This window comes from Pseudomonas sp. MLB6B (assembly GCF_054508135.1).
Window position 1 is genome coordinate 673,037 of record NZ_CP199313.1, and the last position, 18,257, is coordinate 691,293.

The 18,257-nt window shown below is 66.4% G+C and carries 15 protein-coding genes; 3 read left to right on the forward strand and 12 right to left on the reverse strand.

Annotation, left to right across the window (positions count from 1 at the left end; genetic code table 11):
• Position 1 precedes the first annotated feature (1 nt).
• Positions 2–1,141 carry a methionine ABC transporter ATP-binding protein gene (locus ACSMEV_RS02835; protein WP_459207168.1) on the forward strand — a complete coding sequence of 380 codons (1,140 nt, stop codon included), beginning with the start codon at positions 2–4 and terminating at the stop codon, positions 1,139–1,141.
• Positions 1,131–1,775: a methionine ABC transporter permease gene (locus tag ACSMEV_RS02840; RefSeq protein ID WP_413045832.1), complete on the forward strand. Its 645-nt coding sequence runs from the start codon at positions 1,131–1,133 to the stop codon at positions 1,773–1,775. Before ACSMEV_RS02835 ends, ACSMEV_RS02840 begins: the two co-directional genes overlap by 11 nt.
• Positions 1,776–1,905: 130 nt before the next feature.
• On the opposite strand, the gene dibA is transcribed toward ACSMEV_RS02840, so the two are convergent.
• The gene (dibA, locus tag ACSMEV_RS02845; RefSeq protein ID WP_459207169.1) at positions 1,906–3,801 is read right to left on the reverse strand and encodes a phosphodiesterase DibA; all 1,896 of its coding nucleotides are present in this window, start codon (positions 3,799–3,801) and stop codon (positions 1,906–1,908) included.
• A 213-nt stretch (positions 3,802–4,014) separates the two neighbouring features.
• Here dibA and ACSMEV_RS02850 point away from each other — a divergent pair, with 213 nt between their 5' ends.
• Positions 4,015–5,004: a GGDEF domain-containing protein gene (locus tag ACSMEV_RS02850; protein WP_459207170.1), complete on the forward strand. Its 990-nt coding sequence runs from the start codon at positions 4,015–4,017 to the stop codon at positions 5,002–5,004.
• Between the two features lie 13 nt (positions 5,005–5,017).
• Here the strand turns inward: ACSMEV_RS02850 and ACSMEV_RS02855 are convergent, their stop codons facing one another.
• From ACSMEV_RS02855 to pepP, 11 genes are all read right to left on the reverse strand, one after another.
• Complete coding sequence (locus ACSMEV_RS02855) at positions 5,018–6,289, reverse strand: HDOD domain-containing protein (RefSeq protein WP_459207171.1); 1,272 nt, start codon at positions 6,287–6,289, stop codon at positions 5,018–5,020.
• Positions 6,290–6,421: 132 nt separating this feature from the next.
• On the reverse strand, positions 6,422–7,699 hold the full coding sequence (gene gabT / locus ACSMEV_RS02860; RefSeq protein ID WP_296266768.1) for a 4-aminobutyrate--2-oxoglutarate transaminase: 1,278 nt from the start codon (positions 7,697–7,699) through the stop codon (positions 6,422–6,424).
• Positions 7,700–7,879: 180 nt separating this feature from the next.
• Positions 7,880–9,322: an NADP-dependent succinate-semialdehyde dehydrogenase gene (gabD, locus tag ACSMEV_RS02865; protein ID WP_296266769.1), complete on the reverse strand. Its 1,443-nt coding sequence runs from the start codon at positions 9,320–9,322 to the stop codon at positions 7,880–7,882.
• 202 nt (positions 9,323–9,524) lie between these two features.
• The gene (gcvH, locus tag ACSMEV_RS02870; protein ID WP_459207172.1) at positions 9,525–9,908 is read right to left on the reverse strand and encodes a glycine cleavage system protein GcvH; all 384 of its coding nucleotides are present in this window, start codon (positions 9,906–9,908) and stop codon (positions 9,525–9,527) included.
• Between the two features lie 49 nt (positions 9,909–9,957).
• Entirely contained in the window at positions 9,958–11,040 is a 1,083-nt protein-coding gene (gene gcvT / locus ACSMEV_RS02875) for a glycine cleavage system aminomethyltransferase GcvT (RefSeq protein WP_459207173.1), read from the reverse strand.
• Positions 11,041–11,163: 123 nt separating this feature from the next.
• A complete protein-coding gene (locus ACSMEV_RS02880) occupies positions 11,164–12,786 on the reverse strand; it encodes an ABC transporter permease (protein WP_459207174.1) in 1,623 nt (540 codons plus the stop codon).
• A 92-nt stretch (positions 12,787–12,878) separates the two neighbouring features.
• Positions 12,879–13,880 carry an extracellular solute-binding protein gene (locus tag ACSMEV_RS02885; RefSeq protein ID WP_459207175.1) on the reverse strand — a complete coding sequence of 334 codons (1,002 nt, stop codon included), beginning with the start codon at positions 13,878–13,880 and terminating at the stop codon, positions 12,879–12,881.
• Between the two features lie 117 nt (positions 13,881–13,997).
• Positions 13,998–15,215 carry a 2-octaprenyl-3-methyl-6-methoxy-1,4-benzoquinol hydroxylase gene (locus ACSMEV_RS02890; protein ID WP_459208283.1) on the reverse strand — a complete coding sequence of 406 codons (1,218 nt, stop codon included), beginning with the start codon at positions 15,213–15,215 and terminating at the stop codon, positions 13,998–14,000.
• 9 nt (positions 15,216–15,224) lie between these two features.
• A complete protein-coding gene (locus tag ACSMEV_RS02895; RefSeq protein WP_459207176.1) occupies positions 15,225–15,707 on the reverse strand; it encodes a DUF4442 domain-containing protein in 483 nt (160 codons plus the stop codon).
• Entirely contained in the window at positions 15,704–16,903 is a 1,200-nt protein-coding gene (gene ubiH / locus ACSMEV_RS02900) for a 2-octaprenyl-6-methoxyphenyl hydroxylase (protein ID WP_459207177.1), read from the reverse strand. Before ubiH ends, ACSMEV_RS02895 begins: the two co-directional genes overlap by 4 nt.
• On the reverse strand, positions 16,900–18,234 hold the full coding sequence (pepP, locus tag ACSMEV_RS02905; protein ID WP_459207178.1) for a Xaa-Pro aminopeptidase: 1,335 nt from the start codon (positions 18,232–18,234) through the stop codon (positions 16,900–16,902). The genes ubiH and pepP overlap by 4 nt, the downstream gene beginning before the upstream one ends.
• Between the last annotated feature and the right edge of the window lie 23 nt (positions 18,235–18,257).

Sequence of the window (18,257 nt, forward strand, 5' to 3'; positions counted from 1 at the left end):
CATGGGCCAGGCCAGCGCGCTCAAGGCGCCCTTCCCTTTGCCGGCAGCGTCCACCGACCACGCCCATGCCCAGGTTCGCCCTGAGACTCGCGCCGAGGCTGCGCACCCGGAGGCCGACGAAGCGCACGTGCGCTTCATCGGCCTGGGCAAGACCTACCCCGGTCAGGCGCAGTCGGCATTGCAGGGCATCGACTTGAACATCCGCCGCGGCGAGGTCTTCGGCATCATCGGCCGCAGCGGTGCCGGCAAGTCTTCGCTGCTGCGCACCATCAACCGTCTGGAGCTGCCCAGCCAGGGGCAGGTGCTGATCGATCAGGTGGACATCGCGCCCTTCGACGAAGACCAGCTCGTGGCGCTGCGCCGGCGCATCGGCATGATCTTCCAGCACTTCAACCTGATGTCGGCCAAGACCGTATGGCAAAACGTCGAGCTGCCCTTGAAGGTGGCCGGCGTGGCCAAGGCCGAGCGCCAGCGCAAGGTGCGCGGGCTGCTGGAACTGGTCGGCCTGCAAGACAAGCACCACGTCTATCCCGCACAGCTGTCGGGCGGACAAAAGCAGCGCGTGGGCATCGCCCGGGCACTGGTGCACGACCCGCAAATCCTGCTGTGCGACGAAGCCACCTCGGCGTTGGACCCGGAAACCACCGCCTCGATCCTGGCACTGCTGCGCGACATCAACCGCCGCCTGGGCCTGACCGTGGTGCTGATCACCCATGAGATGGCGGTGATCCGCGACATCTGCCATCGGGTGGTGGTGCTCGAACGCGGCGAAGTGGTGGAACAGGGCGAGGTGTGGCGAGTGTTCGGCAACCCACGGCATGAGGTGACGCGCACCTTGCTGGCCCCGTTGCAGACGTGCCTGCCCGAAGCGCTACTGGCCAAGCTGCGCGCCGGCCCTGGCGACGGTCAGGGCGCTGTGGTGCTCAAGCTCAGCGTGCTGGGCGAACCGGCGCTGAGCGAGTTGTTCGCCGACCTGGGTGGGCACGTGCGCCTGTTACAAGGCGGCGTGGAGACCATCGGCGAGCACGTGCTGGGGCAACTGATCCTGGCGGTGCAGGACGCACCCTACGGCACCGAACAACTGCGCGAACGCGCCGGCCGCTGGGCCGAGCGCGTGGAGGTACTCGGCCATGGGCTTTGATCGTTTGCTCGAAGGCTTGCTCGACACCTTGCTGATGGTCGGCGTGTCGTCGCTGGTCGCGCTGTTGGTGGGGGTGCCGATGGCGGTGCTGCTGGTCACCAGCGACAAGGGCGGCATCTACGAGGCGCCGCTGTTGAATCGCGTGCTGGGCGCCTTCGTCAACCTGTTCCGCTCGATCCCGTTCCTGATCCTGATGGTGGCGCTGATCCCCTTCACCCGTCTGTTGGTGGGCACCACCTATGGTGTGTGGGCCGCCGTGGTGCCGCTGACCATCGCCGCCACGCCGTTCTTCGCCCGCATCGCCGAAGTGAGCCTGCGCGAGGTCGACCACGGCCTGGTGGAAGCGGCCCAGGCCATGGGCTGCCGACGCTGGCACATCACCTGGCATGTGCTGTTGCCTGAGGCGCTGCCCGGCATCGTCGGCGGCTTCACCATCACCCTGGTGACGTTGATCAACTCGTCGGCCATGGCCGGGGCGATCGGCGCAGGCGGCCTGGGCGACATCGCCTATCGCTACGGTTACCAGCGCTTCGACAGCCAGGTGATGCTGACCGTGATCGCCATGCTGGTGGCGCTGGTGGCAGTGATTCAACTGGGTGGCAATCGCCTGGCGAAGCGCTTGAACAAGCGCTGAGAGCTTGGACAAGCGCTGAGGGCTCAGCGGCGCGAGCCTGTCGAGCGCGGCGGCGTCGCTCGGGCGCCGCCATACGTCCGGTTTCGACTGTCGCGCCTTGTGCGGCATGCCGTTACGGCACGTGGCGCCTTCACTGGCCGTCCAGGTCCGCCACAGGCACCGGCCGCCCGAACCAGTACCCCTGCCCCAACTCGCAGCCCTGTTCCAGCAGGAATTCGGCCTGCTGCGCCTGTTCGATGCCCTCGGCGTGCACCTGCATGTTCATGCTGCGCGCCAGGGCGATGATCACGCGCACGATGGCGATGTCATCGTCGTCTTCCGGCAGCCCGGCGACGAAGCCCTGGTCGATCTTGAGCTTCTGCACCGGCAGGCGTTTGAGGCGCAACAACGAGGAATAGCCGGTGCCGAAATCGTCGATGGCCAGGCGCAGGCCCAGCTCGCGCAGGCGGTGCAGTTGTTCGAGCGAAACTTCCGGATCGTCCATCACCGCGCTTTCGGTGACTTCTACTTCCAACAATGCCGGGCTCATGCCGGTTTCGGCCAGCACCTGGGCGACGTCCAGGTACAGACCGCGTTGGCTGAACAGCCGGCTGGAGATGTTCACCGCCACGAACTGCAAGGCCTGGCCTTCGGCCTGCCAGCGCACCATCTGCCGGCAGGCCTGACGCAGCACCCACAGGTCGATTTCGCCGATCAGTCCAGTGCGCTCGGCGATCGGGATGAACTCGCCCGGTGGCACCAACCCGCGTTCAGGGTGCTGCCAACGTACCAGCGCCTCTACGCCGACGCGTGCGCCGCCGGCCAGGTCGTGCACCGGCTGGAAGTACACGCGCAGCTCCTCCTGCTCCAGGGCGCGGCGCAGCTCGCTTGCGGTTTCCACGCGCTGTTGGGCATGGGCGGTCAGTTCCTCGGTGTACAGCGCGTAACCCGCACGGCCATTGCCTTTGGCCTTGTACAGCGCGGCGTCGGCGTTGCGCAGCAGTTGCTCGGCACTGCGCGCGTCGTTGGGGAATAGACCGATGCCGATGCTGACGCTGATCGACAAGCGGTGCCCGTCGCAATCGAACGGGGCCTTCATGTGCTCCAGGATGGTCCGCGCCAGGTCCGCCGCCTGGCCTACCTGCTGGCAACGTTCCAGCAGCACACCGAACTCGTCGCCACCCAGGCGCGCCAGTGTCACGCCCGTGCCGAGCAGTGCGCTCAACCGTTCGCCCACGCGTTTGAGCAACTGGTCGCCCAGGGTGTGGCCCAGGCCGTCGTTGATGCTCTGGAAGTGGTCGAGGTCCATCAGCAACAGGGCGCAGCCCTGCTTGTGCGTTTGCGCGGCGCTCAAGGCCTGCTCGACGCGGTCGTTGAACAGCAGGCGGTTGGGCAGGCCGGTAAGCGGATCGTGGTGGGCCAGGTAGGCCAGCTCCTGCTCGGAGTGCTTGATGGCGCTGATGTCGCTGAACACCGCCACGTAATGGCTGATCTGGCCCTGCTCGTCGCGGATGGCACGGATGGTCTGCCACTGCGGGTAGATTTCGCCCCGTTTGCGGCGGTTCCAGATCTCCCCGCTCCACTCGCCGGTAGTCGCAAGCGCCGCGTAGATGTCTTGATAGAACGCCGGCCCATGATGACCGGACTTGAACTTGCTCGGCCGCTGGCCCAGCACTTCGTCTTCCCGATAACCGGTGATGCGCATGAACGCCCGGTTGACGTGCACGATCAGGCCATCGCGGTCGGTCACCAGCACGCCTTCCAAGGTGCTGTCGAAGACGGCCTCGGCCATGCGCAGGCGCTGCCGGTCCTCGCGGCGCAGACGCGCGCCTCGCCCGAGGGAACCGAGCAGGCGCGCGCGATTGACGAACAGCAGCGCAGTGCTCGCCAGCAGCCACAGCGACACGCTGACGTTGTGGCCCCACACTCGGGCCTGAGGATCGTCGAACAGGTGATCCAGCACCTGCCCGGCCAGTACCAGCCAGAGTATCGAGAGCACCAGGTAGAGCGCAGCCATGCGCAAGGCGTCGCGAGTGGAAACGGACATGATGGGTGGGTCGGCCCAAGGTGAGTGAAATGCCAGTATAAGGCACAATGCCCACAGGGCTGCCCGCCCGTGCCACACGGGCGTATTTTTTACCCGACGGAACGCTCCGGCACTCTGGAACTAAATCCGACCAACCCACTCATAAATGGCACATCGCCTCTGTAGCGGGCCGGGTCGTGCCGCATGCTCTTCGCAATCCGACGACCCGTACCGATGCCCAAGAACTTCGACCCGCCTTTGCCAAACACCTCCCCGCCAGATACTGCCGAAACCCTTCTTGCCCTGCTCCATGCCCAAGCCGAAGTCGCGCGCCTGAGCGAACGCGAGCGGCTGTTCAGCTCGTTGCTGGAAAGCGTCAACGCCGCGCTATGGGCCTTCGACTGGGAAACACGCCAGGTGTTGTACGTCAGCCCTGCCTACGAGCGCATTTTCGGCCGAGCGGCCGCCCTGGTCATGGCCGACTACAGCGAATGGCGCGACGCGGTGTACCCCGACGACCTGGCCTATGCCGAACAGAGCCTGGCAGACGTCTTGGTCAGCGGTGCCGTCGAAGACCGCGAATACCGCATCATCAACGCTGCCGGCGAAGTGCGCTGGTTGAGCGACAAGTGTTTTCTCAAGCAGACGCGCGAGGGAGACCAGCGGGTCATCATCGTCGGCATCGCCGAAGACATCACGGAAAAGAAACAGCTCGAAAGCGAGTTGCAGCGCCTGGCCACCATCGATGTGCTGACCCAGAGCAGCAACCGTCGGCACTTTTTCGAGTGCGCCCACCAGGCGTTCGAAGATGCCTGTACCGACGACACACCGCTGTCTTTCCTGCTGCTGGACATCGACGACTTCAAGCAGATCAACGACAGCTACGGCCACCAGGAGGGCGACCAGGTGTTGCAGCGTATCGCCGACAGCGGCAAGAACGCTTTGCGCCGCGGCGATCTGTTCGGACGCATCGGCGGCGAGGAATTCGCAGCGGTGTTTCCGGGCTGTACGGCCGAGGCGGCGCAGCAGATCGCCCAGCGCTTGCAACGGGAAATCCAGCGCTTGAGTTTCAGCCATGGCCAGCAGGTGTATCGAGTCACCGTCAGCCAGGGGCTGACCGACCGGACGCAGAACGACGAATTGCTCGACAGCCTGTTCGCCCGCGCCGACGAGGCGATGTACCAAGCCAAGCGCCAGGGCAAGAACCAGATCGTGCAGGGTTGAAAGGTCTGCGCCTTTATCCCTGAGCCTCAGGTGTCTGGGGCGGTGCGGACGGTGACGACACTTCAGGCAGCGGCGGTGCTGCGCCGGCCCCAGGCAGCCCCTGCAACTGCTGGAGGCTCACCCGCAACAGACGCGCCGTCTTGCCCTCGACCAGTGCGTGCAGGCTGTCGCCGGCCGGCGAGCGCGCCAATTGCCCGGCCAGGTGCATGACCAGCATGTCGCGCGAATACACGCCCCCACCCAATCGATAGACCGCAGCGATCAGCTCGCGCAACGGCAACGGCAGGCGCCAGCGCGTGCGCAACGCCGAACCGAACGGTGCGGCGAACTGCGCCAGGGCCTGGCCGACCTGTACGCTGCTCAGCTCGCCCCCGGCCAGACGCCACTCCTGCAGGCAGCGCAGTACCGCGAGTTCTCCAAGGCAATGCAATAGGCCCGCGCAATAGCAGCGGCTTTCGTCCAGGCGCAACAGGGCGGCCAGCCCACGGCCCTGCTCGGCGGTGTGCAACGCCAGGTACCAATAGTGGTTGGCGAACTGTGCCAGCAGCGGGTCGCTCAGGTAGGCACTGCGCTTGAGCGTAAGGCCGAGCATGAGGTTCATGCTCTGCACGCTGCCGAGCCGGTGCAGGGCCTGGCGCAACTGCTGCACGGGCGCACCACCGTGCAAGGCGGCGCTGTTGGCGGCGGCGATCAGCACACCGGTGGCTTGCGGATCGCCTTGCAGCTCTGCCTCCAGCACGCTCAAGTCCAGGCCCGCAGGCTGCAAGGCGCGTTTGACCGCTGTGTGTACGTCGACCAGTAAGGGGCCGCCGTCGGCGTTGGCCCGGCGCTGTTCGAGAAAGCCATGCAAGCTGGCATCCGGCGCCAGCGCCGGCACTGGGCACGCCACCGACTCGCCGGCCGCCAGCAGCAAAGCCTCGAGGCGTCGGCGCAGCGAATCGAGGTCGAGGGGTTTGCTCAGGTAAGCGGTAGGCTGCAAGGGCAAGGCCTCACGCACGCTGGCGCTGTCGACCCGGGTGCTGAGCAGGATGAACGGCAGGCGCGCAGCGCTGCGGCGGCGCACCTTGCGCAGCAAGTCCAAGCCGTCCACCCCGGCCAACTCGCGTGCGGCGATGATCAGGTCGGGTTCGCTGGCCAGCGCGGCCAGGGCCTGCACGCCGTCCTTGCACACGTGCAGGCTGGCGTCGCAGCGCACGCTGAGCAGTGTGTCGGTGAGCAGGTCACGCACCCACGGATCGCTTTCCACGATCAGCACCGAGGGCGGCAGAGGTTCAGCAGCGGGCATTGCATGGCTCCTTGATCGATCCGACGCGGCGTTACCAACCGCGCCCTTCCTGGGCACAACCTTAGCGCGCCACTGGCCGCGAGGCATGAAAAAACCCGCCGAAGCGGGTTTTTTCATAGCGCTAGATGCAGATCAGGCGAGTTCAGCGAAGCACTCTTCGATGATTGCCAGGCCTTTGTCCAGCAGCGCGTCTTCGGCGGTCAGCGGAACCAGAATACGCAGGACGTTGCCGTAGGTGCCGCACGACAGCAGGATCAAGCCCTTGTCGCGCGCCTTGGCCACCACTTGCGCCACGGCAGCGGCGTTCGGCGTGTGGGTGCCCTTCTCGAACACTTCCACGGCGATCATCGAGCCCAGACCACGGACGTCGCCGATGATCGGGTGCTTGGCTTGAATGGCGCGCAGGCCGGCGGTCAGGTGCTCGCCAACGGTACGGCTGCGCTCGAGCAGCTTCTCTTCTTCGAACACTTCGATCACGGCCAGGGCCGCGGCGCAGGCGATCGGCGAACCGGCATAGGTGCCGCCCAGGCCACCCGGGGCGATGGCGTCCATGTACTCGGCCTTGCCGCAGACACCGGCCAGCGGGAAGCCACCGGCGATGGACTTGGCGAAGGTGGTCAGGTCAGGCGCGACGCCCATCTGCTCCATGGCGAAGAAGGTGCCGGTACGGCCAGCGCCGGTCTGCACTTCGTCGGCGATCAGCAGGATGCCGTGCTGGTCGCACAGGGCGCGCAGACGCTTCATCAGCTCGACGGGCGCAGGCAGGAAGCCGCCTTCGCCTTGTACCGGCTCGAGGATGATCGCGGCGATGTCCTTGGGCTCGGCATCGTTCTTGAAGATGCGCTCGACCGAAGCGATGGCCTCGTCGACGCTCACGCCGTGCAGTTCGTTGGGGAACAGCGCGCGGAACACGCCGCCTGGCATCAGGCCCATGCCGGCCGAGTACGGCACGACCTTACCGGTCAGGCCCAGGGTCATCATGGTGCGGCCGTGGTAGGCGCCGGTGAAGGCGATCACGCCGGCACGGCCGGTGGCGGCACGGGCGATCTTGATGGCGTTCTCGACCGCTTCGGAGCCGGTGGACACCAGCAGGGTCTTCTTCTCGAAGTCACCGGGCACCAGGGCGTTGATCTTCTCGCACACTTCCACGTACGGCTCGTAGGCCAGGACCTGGAAGCAGGTGTGGCTGACCTTGGTCAGCTGTTCCTGGACGGCGGCGACCACTTTAGGGTGCAGGTGGCCGGTGTTGAGGACCGCGATGCCGCCCGCGAAGTCGATCAGTTCGCGGCCTTCGACGTCGATGACCGTGGCGTTCTTCGCCTTGTCGACGAAGATCGGGTGGATCTGGCCGACGCCACGTGGGACGGCGGCGACGCGACGTTGCATCAAGGATTCGTTGGTCTTGCTCATAAAGCCCTCTTTGGCGCCCATACGCATGGCGCGCTTATCGAGGGTGGCAGGAACGGCGGCGCACAGTATTCGTTGATCGACTGCCGCACGCGTCCCTGGCCACCAGGTACTGCGCTGTAAAAAAGGCCAGCGAGGCGTCGCTCTCGCGCCCCGCTGGCAGAGGTGAAACGTGTCAGTGCATCAGACGCTGAGGCACAGGTACTTGATTTCGAGGTAGTCCTCGATGCCGTACTTGGAACCTTCGCGGCCAAGGCCAGAGGCCTTGATGCCGCCGAACGGCGCGACTTCGTTGGAGATCAGGCCGGTGTTGATACCCACCATGCCGTATTCCAGGGCCTCGGCGACACGGAACACGCGGCTCATGTCGCGGGCATAGAAGTACGACGCCAGGCCGAACTCGGTGTCGTTGGACATGGCGATGACTTCGGCTTCGTCCTGGAAGCGGAACAGCGGCGCCAGTGGGCCGAAGGTCTCTTCCTTGGCCACGGCGGCGGACTTGGGCACATCGACCAGGATGGTCGGCTCGAAGAAGTTGCCTTCGATCAGTTTGCCGCCCGACAGCACCTTGGCGCCCTTGGACACGGCGTCTTCGATGTGTTCCTGGACCTTGGCCACGGCCTTGTGGTCGATCAGCGGGCCGGTGGTGGTGCCCTCTTCCAGACCGTTGCCGATCTTCAGCTTGGCCACGGCGGCCTTGAGCTTCTCGGCGAAGGCGTCGTAGACGCCGTCCTGCACGTAGATACGGTTGGCGCAGACACAGGTCTGGCCGTTGTTGCGGTACTTGGAGATGATCGCGCCTTCGACGGCCTTATCCAGGTCGGCGTCGTCGAACACGATGAACGGCGCGTTGCCGCCCAGCTCCAGGGAGACCTTCTTGATGTCCTTGGCGCATTCCTGCATCAGCTGACGGCCGATTTCGGTGGAGCCGGTGAAGGACAGCTTGCGCACCAGGCTGTTGCTGGTCAGCTCGCCGCCGACTTCGCCGGCACTGCCGGTGACCACGCTCAGCACGCCTTCCGGGATGCCGGCACGGGTGGCCAGCTCGACCAGGGCCAGGGCGGAGAACGGGGTCTGCGACGCGGGCTTGAGCACCATGGTGCAACCGGCGGCCAGGGCCGGACCGGCTTTGCGGGTGATCATCGCGGCCGGGAAGTTCCACGGGGTGATGGCCGCGGTGACGCCGATCGGCTGCTTGATGACGATCAGACGCTTGTCGGGCTGGTGGCCCGGAATGGTGTCGCCATAAACGCGCTTGGCTTCTTCGGCGAACCACTCGATGAACGAGGCGGCGTAGGCGATTTCGCCCTTGGCTTCGGCCAGCGGCTTGCCTTGCTCGGTGGTCATCAAGCGGGCCAGGTCGTCCTGGTTCTCGATCATCAGCTCGAACCAGCGGCGCAGCTTGTTGGAACGCTCCTTGGCCGTCAGCGCGCGCCAGGCCGGCAGCGCCTTGTCGGCGGCCTCGATGGCGCGGCGGGTTTCGGCGGTGCCCATTTTCGGCACGGTGCCGATGACTTCGCCGGTCGCCGGGTTGGTCACGTTGAGGGTCTGGCCATTGTCCGCATCCAGCCACTGGCCATTGATGTAGGCCTGCTGACGGAACAACTGAGCGTCTTTGAGCTGCATGTCGACTTCCCGGATTATTGATTGTGGAAAAACGCCCGGTATCGAGTACCAGGCGTTTGAAATCTCAAACGAATGCTAAGCGGCTGCTGGGGTATAGGACAATAGGCCGTTCAGAAAAAAGAACGAACGGCGATTGGCGACGTGTGCGGGTGAGCCAAAGGCTGCGGCTCGCCTGCTACCCGCACCCGCTGCACCGAGCGGGTTATTCGCCGATCGCCGCCTGGTAGCCAGCTGCGTTCAGCAGTTTGTCCAGCTCGGCGCTGTCGCTCGGCTTGAGCTTGAAGATCCACGCCTCGTAGGGCGTTTCGTTCAAGGCTTCGGGGCTGTCGGCCAGCGTCTCGTTGACCGCGATCACTTCGCCTGCCACCGGCGAATAGATGTCCGATGCCGCCTTCACCGACTCGACCACGCCCGCTGCGTCGCCTGCGGCGAACACCTTGCCGACTTCCGCCAGCTCGACGAAGACCACATCGCCCAGCGCATCCTGGGCATGGTCGCTGATCCCGACGGTGACCGTGCCATCGGCTTCCAGGCGGGCCCACTCGTGACTTTCGGCAAAACGCAGTTCGGCAGGGATGTTGCTCATGGAGTGTTTTCCTCAAATAGGCTCAGCGGTCGGCCCGCCGTGGGGGTGTTCAGATCAGGATCTTGCCGTGGCGCACGAAGGTCGGCTTGACCACGCGCACCGGGTACCACTTGCCACGGATTTCCACCTCGGCGCGCTCGCCGGTGGCGATGGGCAACCGCGCCAAGGCGATGGACTTGCTCAAGGTAGGAGAGAAACTACCACTGGTGATCTCCCCTTCGCCAACTCCAGCGACGCGTACCACCTGATGAGCCCGCAAGACGCCGCGTTCTTCGAGTACCAACCCGACCAGCTTTTCCTGCACGCCACGGTCGATTTCCGCGAGCAGGCCGCTGCGGCCGATGAAGTCGCGGTCGGCCGGTTCCCAGGCAATGCTGGCGTCGAGGTTGGAGGTCAGCGGCGTGTGCGCCTCGTCGATGTCCTGGCCGTACAGGTTGAAGCCGGCTTCCAGGCGCAACGTGTCGCGCGCGCCCAGGCCGCTGGGGGCGATGCCGGCACCGACCAGGTCGTAGAACAGGCTCGGCGCGTGCGCGGCGGGCAACGTGATTTCCAGGCCGTCCTCGCCGGTGTAGCCGGTGCGGGCGATGAACCATTCGCCGTCCGCCACGCCCTCGAACGGGCGCAGCTGGCGAACCAGCGTGGCGCGTGCGGTGCTCAGCAGTTGGGCGATTCGGTCGCGTGCGCGGGGGCCTTGAATGGCCAGGATGGCCAGTTCCGGACGCGGCTGGATCGACACGTCGAAGCCATGGCTGCGTTTGTGCAGCCAGGCGATGGCCTTCTCGCGCGTGGCGGCGTTGGCCACCAGGCGATAGCCGGCTTGGGTGCGGTAGATGATGAGGTCGTCGACCACTGCCCCTTGCTCGTTGAGCATGGGGCTGTACAAAGCGTTACCTGGCGCTTCCAAGCGCGCAACGTCGTTGGCCATCAGGTATTGCAGACACAGAGTGGCATCGCTGCCATCGATGTCGATCACGGTCATGTGCGAAACGTCGAACACACCGCAATCGCTGCGGACCTGATGATGCTCCTCTACTTGCGAACCGTAGTGCAGGGGCATGTCCCAGCCACCGAAGTCGACCATCTTGGCACCCAGGGCCAAGTGCAGGTCATACAGGGGCGTACGCTGTCCCATGGGTTTCTCCTTCCGGGCGTGGCGGGCAACGGCGCGTGGTGACGTTGAATCGTTACCCGATTTTGTAAGGCGCGCCGCTGCGAGTGCGGCGCATTGTAGCCACATGCACACGGCCTGGCACCCTCAGCGAGCGAGCCCCGGCCCGCGCGCGGAACGCCGGATCAATCCGACTACCGGCAGCAATCCGACCAGCACCAGGCTCAGCGCTGGCAACGAGGCGCGCGCCCACTCGCCTTCGCTGGTCATCTCGAAGACCCGTACCGCCAGGGTGTCCCAGCCGAAAGGGCGCATGAGCAGGGTCGCAGGCATTTCCTTGATCACGTCGACGAACACCAACAGGGCGGCGCTCAAGGTGCCGGGCACCAGCAGCGGCAGGTAGACCTTGCCGAACAGCCGCAGACCGCCGACGCCCAGGCTGCGCGAGGCTTCGGGCAGCGACGGCCGGATGCGCGCCAAGGTGCTTTCCAGCGGGCCGAACGCCACTGCCATGAAACGCACCAGATAGGCCAGCAACAAGGCCCACAGGCTGCCCAGCAGCAGCGGTTCGCCGGCACCGCCCAACCACTGCGACAGTGGAATCACCAGCTGGTTGTCCAGGTAGCTGAAGGCGAGCATCAACGCGACCGCCAGCACCGAGCCGGGCAAGGCATAGCCCAGGTTGGCAAGGCCCACGCCGCTCCGGATCAGCGGGGTCGGCGCTTGGCGCCGGGCGAACGCCAGGCACAGCGCCACACCGACCGTGAGCAGCGCCGCCACCCCGCCCAGCGACAAGGTATGCCAGACCAGCCCCAAGTAGCGCTCGTCGAGGTCGTGCCGACCCCGTTGGTAGCACCAGACCAGCAGTTGCAGCAACGGAACCACGAAGGCGCAGGCGAACACCAACAGGCACCAGGCGCTCGCTGCCAGCGCCTTGACGCCGCGCAGCCGATACAGCGGCTGCACCCGCGCCCGCTCGCCACCCGTGCGCCCTGCGCCACGGGCGCGTCGCTCGGCGTATAGCACCAGCATGACGAACAGCAGCAACAGGCTGGCCAACTGTGCCGCGCTGGGGAGGCTGAAGAAGCCGTACCAGGTCTTGTAGATGGCCGTAGTGAAGGTGTCGAAATTGAACACCGCCACCGCGCCGAAATCCGCCAGGGTTTCCATCAGAGCCAAGGCCAGCCCGGCGCCGATGGCCGGCCGCGCCATGGGCAGGGCCACGCGCCAGAAGGCTTGCAGCGGCGACAGCCCGAGCACCCGCGCCGCTTCCATCAGGCCGCGCCCCTGGGCCAGGAACGCGCTGCGCGCCAGCAGGTAGACATAGGGATAGAACACCAACACCAGCACCACGATCACCCCGCCGGTGGAGCGCACTCGCGGCAGGCGCAGCGGGCCGAACGCCTCGCGCAGCGCGCTTTGCACGGGCCCTGCGAAGTCCAGCAGGCCGACGAAGACGAAGGCCAGCACATAGGCCGGAATGGCGAAGGGCAGCATCAGCGCCCAATCGAGCCAACGCCTGCCGGGGAACTCGCACAGGCTGGTCAGCCAGGCCAGGCTCACGCCCAGCAGGAGCACGCCGATGCCCACGCCCAGCACCAGCGTCAGGGTATTGCCCAACAGACGCCGCATCTGGGTGTCGAGCAGGTGCGACCAGATCTGCAGGTCGATGTTCTGCCACGACAGCGCCAGGACGCTCAGCGGCAGCAGCACAAGCGCGGCGCACAGGGCGACCGGTACGTACCAGCGGCGTTGTGGGGTGTGGGTCACGGCGGCTTCTCGGTGGGCGGGACGCTGCCGTGGCAGGTCGAAAGAGGGTCGAAGGTGCCTGAAGCGCGGCGTTTCAGGCACGGGGGGGCAACTCAGTGCCAGCCAGCGCGGTCCATCAGGCGGATCGCCTCGGCCTGGCGCTTGCCGGCCACTTCCACCGGAATGCTGTCGGCCTTGAAGCGGCCCCAGGCCGCGACTTCGGCGGATGGCTCGACCTTGGGATTGGCCGGGAACTCCTGGTTGAGGTCGGCGAACAGCTTCTGCGCCTCCTCACCGGTCATCCATTCCACCAGGCGTATGGCCGCTTCGGGATGGGGCGCGTGACGGGTCATGCCGATGCCCGACAGGTTGACGTGCACGCCACGGTCGTTCTGATTGGGCCAGAACAGCTTGAGCGGCAATTGCGGGTTGGCCTTGTGCATGCGCCCGAAGTAGTAGGAGTTGACCACACCGACGTCGCACTGGCCGGCCTCGATGGCCTGCAGCACGGCGTTGTCGTCCGAGAACACGTCGGTGGACAGGTTGTCGACCCAGCCTTTGACGATTTCTTCGGTCTTGGCCTCGCCATGGGTTTCGATCAGCGTGGCGGTCAGCGACTGGTTGTAGACCTTCTTGGCCGTGCGCAGGCACAGGCGCCCTTCCCACTGCGCGTCGGCCAGTGCCTCGTAGGTGCTCAGTTCCTCGGGCTTGACCCGTTCGGTCGAGTAGACGATGGTCCGCGCGCGCAGGCTCAGGCCCGTCCAGTCGCCAGACGAGGCGCGGTATTGGGAGGGAATGTTCTGCTCGATGGCGCTCGATTCGATCGGTTGCAGGATGCCCATGCGTTCGGCCTGCCACAGGTTGCCGGCGTCCACCGTGAGCAGCAGGTCGGCCACGCCGTTCTTGCCCTCGGCCTTGATGCGCTGCATCAGCGGCGCTTCCTTGTCGGTGATGAACTTGACCTTGACCCCGGTCTTGGCCGTGTAGGCGTCGAACACCGGTTTGATCAGCTCGTCGATACGCGAGGAGTACACCACCACCTCGTCCGCCGCCTGGGCCGCGCCACCGAACAGGGAAAGGGCCAGGACGGCCCATACGGGCTTGCGTGACAACATGGGAAAGCGCTCCTCTGGACTTGAGAGGCGCAAAGGGTAGTGGTTCTTATTTGCCCACTCACCCCCAGAGCAGTTACCGGATGTTGCCAGGACGCGGCAACCTACCGCGTCCAGCGTTCAAGGCCGCGCCAGTGCCGGCAGGTCGCCGCTGAGGCCGAGCGCCTGGCGCACGAACAACGCCTTGGCGTCGGGTAACCCTTCCACCGCCTTGAGCCCGGTGTTGCGCAACCAGCGCAGCGCCAGGCGATCGGACTGGAACAGGCGCTCGAAGCCCTCCATGGCCGCCATCAAGGCCAGATTGTGCGGCATGCGTCGCCGCTCGTAGCGGCTCAACACCTTGAGGTCGGCCAGCCGTTCGCCACGGGCGCTGGCGTGCAGCAGCTCTTCGGCCAGCACCGCCGCGTCGAGCAGGCCCAGGTTGACGCCCTGCCCGGCCAGCGGGTGGATGGTGTGGGCCGCGTCGCCGATCAAGGCCAGGCCCGGTTCGACGTAGCGCTTGGCATGCCGTTGACGCAGCGGCACGCAGACCCGGGGATCGGCTTCCAGCACCTGGCCCAGACGCCCTTCGAACGCCGTTTGCAGAGCCTTGCAGAAAGCCTCGTCGTCCAGCGCCATGGCCTTTTCCGCCTCTTCCGGGGTGGTCGACCAGACGATCGAGCACCAGTCCTGCGCGCCGTCGCGCTCCAGCGGCAGGAAGGCCAACGGGCCGTGGTCGGTGAAGCGCTGCCAGGCGGTGCGCTGGTGGCCTTGGCTGCAACGTACGCTGGTGACGATGGCGTGGTGCAGGTAATCCCATTCGCGGGTTTCGCTGCCCGCCAGGCGCCGCACCGCTGAGTGTGCGCCGTCGGCGGCGATCACCAGAGGCGTGCGCAGGCGCCGGCCATCGGCCAGGGTCAGCAGCCAGTCGTCGCCCGAATGGCGCAGTTGTTCCAGGCGTGCATTGCCCAGCAGGCTGATGTCGCTGTCGTGCAGCTGCTCGAGCAGCGCGTCCTGCACGATGCGGTTCTCGACGATGTGGCCGAGCACCGGCGCATGCACGCTAGCGGCGGAAAAGTGGATCTGCCCGGTGCCGGTGCCGTCCCAGACGTGCATGTCGGTGTAGGGCGAGGCGCGCCGCGCGGTGATGCCCGGCCAGGCGCCCAGGCGTTCGAGCATGCGCTGGCTAGCGGCCGACAGGGCACTGACCCGCGGTTCGAAACGGGCTGCGGCCGAGAACGGCGCGACGCTCAGCGTGCCGCCATCGAGCAGGTGGACCTGCAAGCCGCTGTGGCGCAAGGCCAGGGCCAGGGCGCTGCCCACCATGCCGGCACCGACAATCAACAGATCTGCGCGCATTTCCATGCTCTACGCCTGCCTCGTTTGCGGCTTGAGCCGCACGTATAGGGTTTTGTCGACCCGCGCGACCAGCTCGCCGGTTTCGTCACGGATGTCGACCTGAAGCCGGGGCAGGTACTTCTTGCCCGTGGCGGTCTGCTGGCGGATCTCGTCGAGCAAGGCGTCGTCGATTTCGAATTCGGCATACACCGGGCCTTTGCCGGGGGCGATGAAGTCGATGCTGGCGGCCTTGTCCCAAACGATGTAGTCGCGACCCAGCTGTTCGATCAGCAGCAGCATGTAGAACGGGTCGACCATCGAATACAGGCTGCCGCCGAACTGCGTGCCCACGTAGTTGCGGTTCCAGAAGGTGAGCTTCATGCGCACCGCGATGCGCCGCAGGTCGGGGCTGATCGACAGCACGCGGATACCGGCGCCCAGGTACGGCGGGTAGCAGTTGAGCAGCCAGCGCAGCGTCCGCGCGCGCCGTGCGCGCTTGCGCGGGTCGCTCATCGAGCGCCTCGCGGATCGGGACGTGTGCCCAGGCCCATGGCCTGACGGGCGAACCAGCGCTTGGCCGGCGGCAGCAGGTCGAGGCCGAGCAAGCCCAGGTTGCGCCCGGCGGTCAGGAGCGTGCCGGTACTGCCGAACAGGCGCGTGACCTGGTCGGAGAAGCCGACGGTCAAGGCCTGGTCCAGGCGTTGGCGGCGCAAGTAACCTTCGAGGGTGGTCAGGTCGCCCGGTACCGCAGGGCCGGCGAGCAAGGCGTCGGTCAACGACTGCACGTCGCGCAGCGACAGGTTGAAACCCTGCCCGGCGATGGGGTGCAGGCTGTGCGCGGCGTTGCCCAGCACCACCAGATGTGGGCGCACCTGCTCCTGGGCCTCGATCAACGACAGCGGGTACAGGTGCCGCGCGCCGACCTGGCGGAAGCCGCCCAGGCGATAGCCGAAGGCGGCTTGCAGTTCGTTCAGGAACGGGCGCTCGTCGAGTTCCGCCAGGCGCTTGGCGTCCATGCCCTGACGGGTCCAGACCAACGCGCAACGGTTGTCGGGCAACGGCAGCAGGGCCATCGGGCCCTGCTCGGTGAAGCGCTCGAAGGCCTGGCCGCCGTGGCGTTGGCCGGGCGTGACGTTGGCGATCAGCGCGCTCTGGTCATAGGGGCGGTGGCGCACATGGATGCCCAGCTGTTCGCGCAGCGCCGAGCGGCCACCGTCGGCCAGCACCGCGAGGTCGCATTCGAGTTGGGTGTCGTCGTCCAGGCGCAGGCGATAGCCCTGTTCGATGGGCTCCAGCGAGGTCACTTCGGCCGGGCAGCGCCAGGTCACCACATCGGGGTCCAGCGCCTGCCACAGGCATTGGCCGAGCCAGGCGTTCTCCACCACGAAACCCAAGGCCGGCACGCCTTCCTCGCTGGCATCGAGACGGGTAGAGCCGAAGCGGCCACGGTCGGACACCTGAATCTGCAGGATCGGCTCGGCGCGCACGGCGATTTTTGGCCATAGCCCCAAATGCTGATAGATCTGCTGGGTGCCGAACGACAACGCCGAAGAACGCGCATCGTAGCTGGGCTGGAAGCTGTCCCCAGGGGCGAAGGGCTCGATCAGCACGATGCGCCAGCCGCGCGCCTTGGCCCCGGCTTGCAGCGCCAGGGCCAGGCTGGCGCCGACCAGGCCGCCGCCGATGATCGCCAGGTTGACCCGGCTCATGCCGCCTCACCGCGGGCAGCGGCCATCAGCGCTTCGATCTCGGCCACGGTCTTGGGCACGCCACCGGTGAGGATGTCGCAGCCGGTGCGGGTCACCACCACGTCGTCTTCGATGCGCACGCCGATGCCGCGCCATTTCTTGGCCACGTCCTGGTTGTCGGCGGCGATGTAGATGCCGGGCTCGACGGTCAGGGCCATGCCCGGTTCGAGCACGCGCCACTGCCCGCCGACCTTGTAGTCGCCGACATCGTGCACGTCCATGCCCAGCCAGTGCCCGGCGCGGTGCATGTAGAAGGCGCGGTAGGCCTCGCTGTCGATCAGCGCCTGCACCTCGCCCTTGAGCAGGCCCAGCTCCACCAGGCCTTCGGTGATGACGCGCACGGTCGCCTCGTGGGCGTGGTTCCAGTGCTTGCCCGGTGCGATCTGGGCGAAGGCCGCTTCCTGGGCGGCGAGCACCACCTCGTAGATGGCTTTCTGCTCCGGCGAGAAGCGCCCGCTGACCGGGAAGGTGCGGGTGATGTCGCTGGCGTAGCAGTCGATTTCGCAGCCGGCGTCGATCAGCACCAGGTCGCCGTCCTTGAGCAAGGCGTCGTTCTCCTGGTAGTGCAGAATGCAGCCGTTGCGCCCGGCCGCGACGATCGAGCCATAGGCCGGCATCTTCGCCCCGCCACGGCGGAAGGCGTAGTCGAGTTCGGCTTCCAGGCTGTATTCGCGCAGCCCCGCCCGGCACGCCTGCATGGCGCGGATGTGGGCGCCAGCGGAAATCTCGGCGGCCAGGCGCATGACCTTCACTTCGGCGGCCGACTTGTACAGGCGCATGTCGTGCAGCAGATGGTCCAGGGCCACGAACTCGTTGGGCGGTTGTGCCCCCAACCGCGCCTTGGAACGGATGACGTTGATCCAGTCCATCAGACGCCGGTCGAATTCGGGGTTGCTGCCCATGGCGCTGTAGACCCGCTCGCGGCCTTCGATCAGGCCCGGCAGGATTTCGTCGATGTCGGTGATGGGGAAGGCATCGTCGGCGCCGTGCAGGCTGATGGCGCCTTCCTGCCCGGCACGCAGGCCGTCCCACTGTTCGCGCTCGGCGTTGCGCTCGCGGCAGAACAGCACGTACTCGCCGTGCTCACGGCCCGGGATCAGGGCGATGACCGCCTCGGGCTCGGGAAAACCGCTGAGGTACTGGAAATCGCTGTCCTGACGGTAGACATGCTCGACGTCGCGGTTGCGGATCGCCAAGGCCGCTGCAGGCAGGATGGCGATGCTGTTGGGGACCATCTGCGCCATCAGCGCCTTGCGCCGACGGGCGTATTCGGCCTTGGGTATGTGGCTCATGGGCAAAACGACCCCCGGTTCGA

Coding starts and splice junctions, on each gene's coding strand:
- ACSMEV_RS02835 (WP_459207168.1), top strand. CDS start 2: ATGGGCCAGGCCAGCGCGCTCAAGGCGCCCTTCCCTTTGCCGGCAGCG.
- ACSMEV_RS02840 (WP_413045832.1), top strand. CDS start 1,131: ATGGGCTTTGATCGTTTGCTCGAAGGCTTGCTCGACACCTTGCTGATG.
- dibA (WP_459207169.1), bottom strand. CDS start 3,801: ATGTCCGTTTCCACTCGCGACGCCTTGCGCATGGCTGCGCTCTACCTG.
- ACSMEV_RS02850 (WP_459207170.1), top strand. CDS start 4,015: ATGCCCAAGAACTTCGACCCGCCTTTGCCAAACACCTCCCCGCCAGAT.
- ACSMEV_RS02855 (WP_459207171.1), bottom strand. CDS start 6,289: ATGCCCGCTGCTGAACCTCTGCCGCCCTCGGTGCTGATCGTGGAAAGC.
- gabT (WP_296266768.1), bottom strand. CDS start 7,699: ATGAGCAAGACCAACGAATCCTTGATGCAACGTCGCGTCGCCGCCGTC.
- gabD (WP_296266769.1), bottom strand. CDS start 9,322: ATGCAGCTCAAAGACGCTCAGTTGTTCCGTCAGCAGGCCTACATCAAT.
- gcvH (WP_459207172.1), bottom strand. CDS start 9,908: ATGAGCAACATCCCTGCCGAACTGCGTTTTGCCGAAAGTCACGAGTGG.
- gcvT (WP_459207173.1), bottom strand. CDS start 11,040: ATGGGACAGCGTACGCCCCTGTATGACCTGCACTTGGCCCTGGGTGCC.
- ACSMEV_RS02885 (WP_459207175.1), bottom strand. CDS start 13,880: ATGTTGTCACGCAAGCCCGTATGGGCCGTCCTGGCCCTTTCCCTGTTC.
- ACSMEV_RS02890 (WP_459208283.1), bottom strand. CDS start 15,215: ATGCGCGCAGATCTGTTGATTGTCGGTGCCGGCATGGTGGGCAGCGCC.
- ACSMEV_RS02895 (WP_459207176.1), bottom strand. CDS start 15,707: ATGAGCGACCCGCGCAAGCGCGCACGGCGCGCGCGGACGCTGCGCTGG.
- ubiH (WP_459207177.1), bottom strand. CDS start 16,903: ATGAGCCGGGTCAACCTGGCGATCATCGGCGGCGGCCTGGTCGGCGCC.
- pepP (WP_459207178.1), bottom strand. CDS start 18,234: ATGAGCCACATACCCAAGGCCGAATACGCCCGTCGGCGCAAGGCGCTG.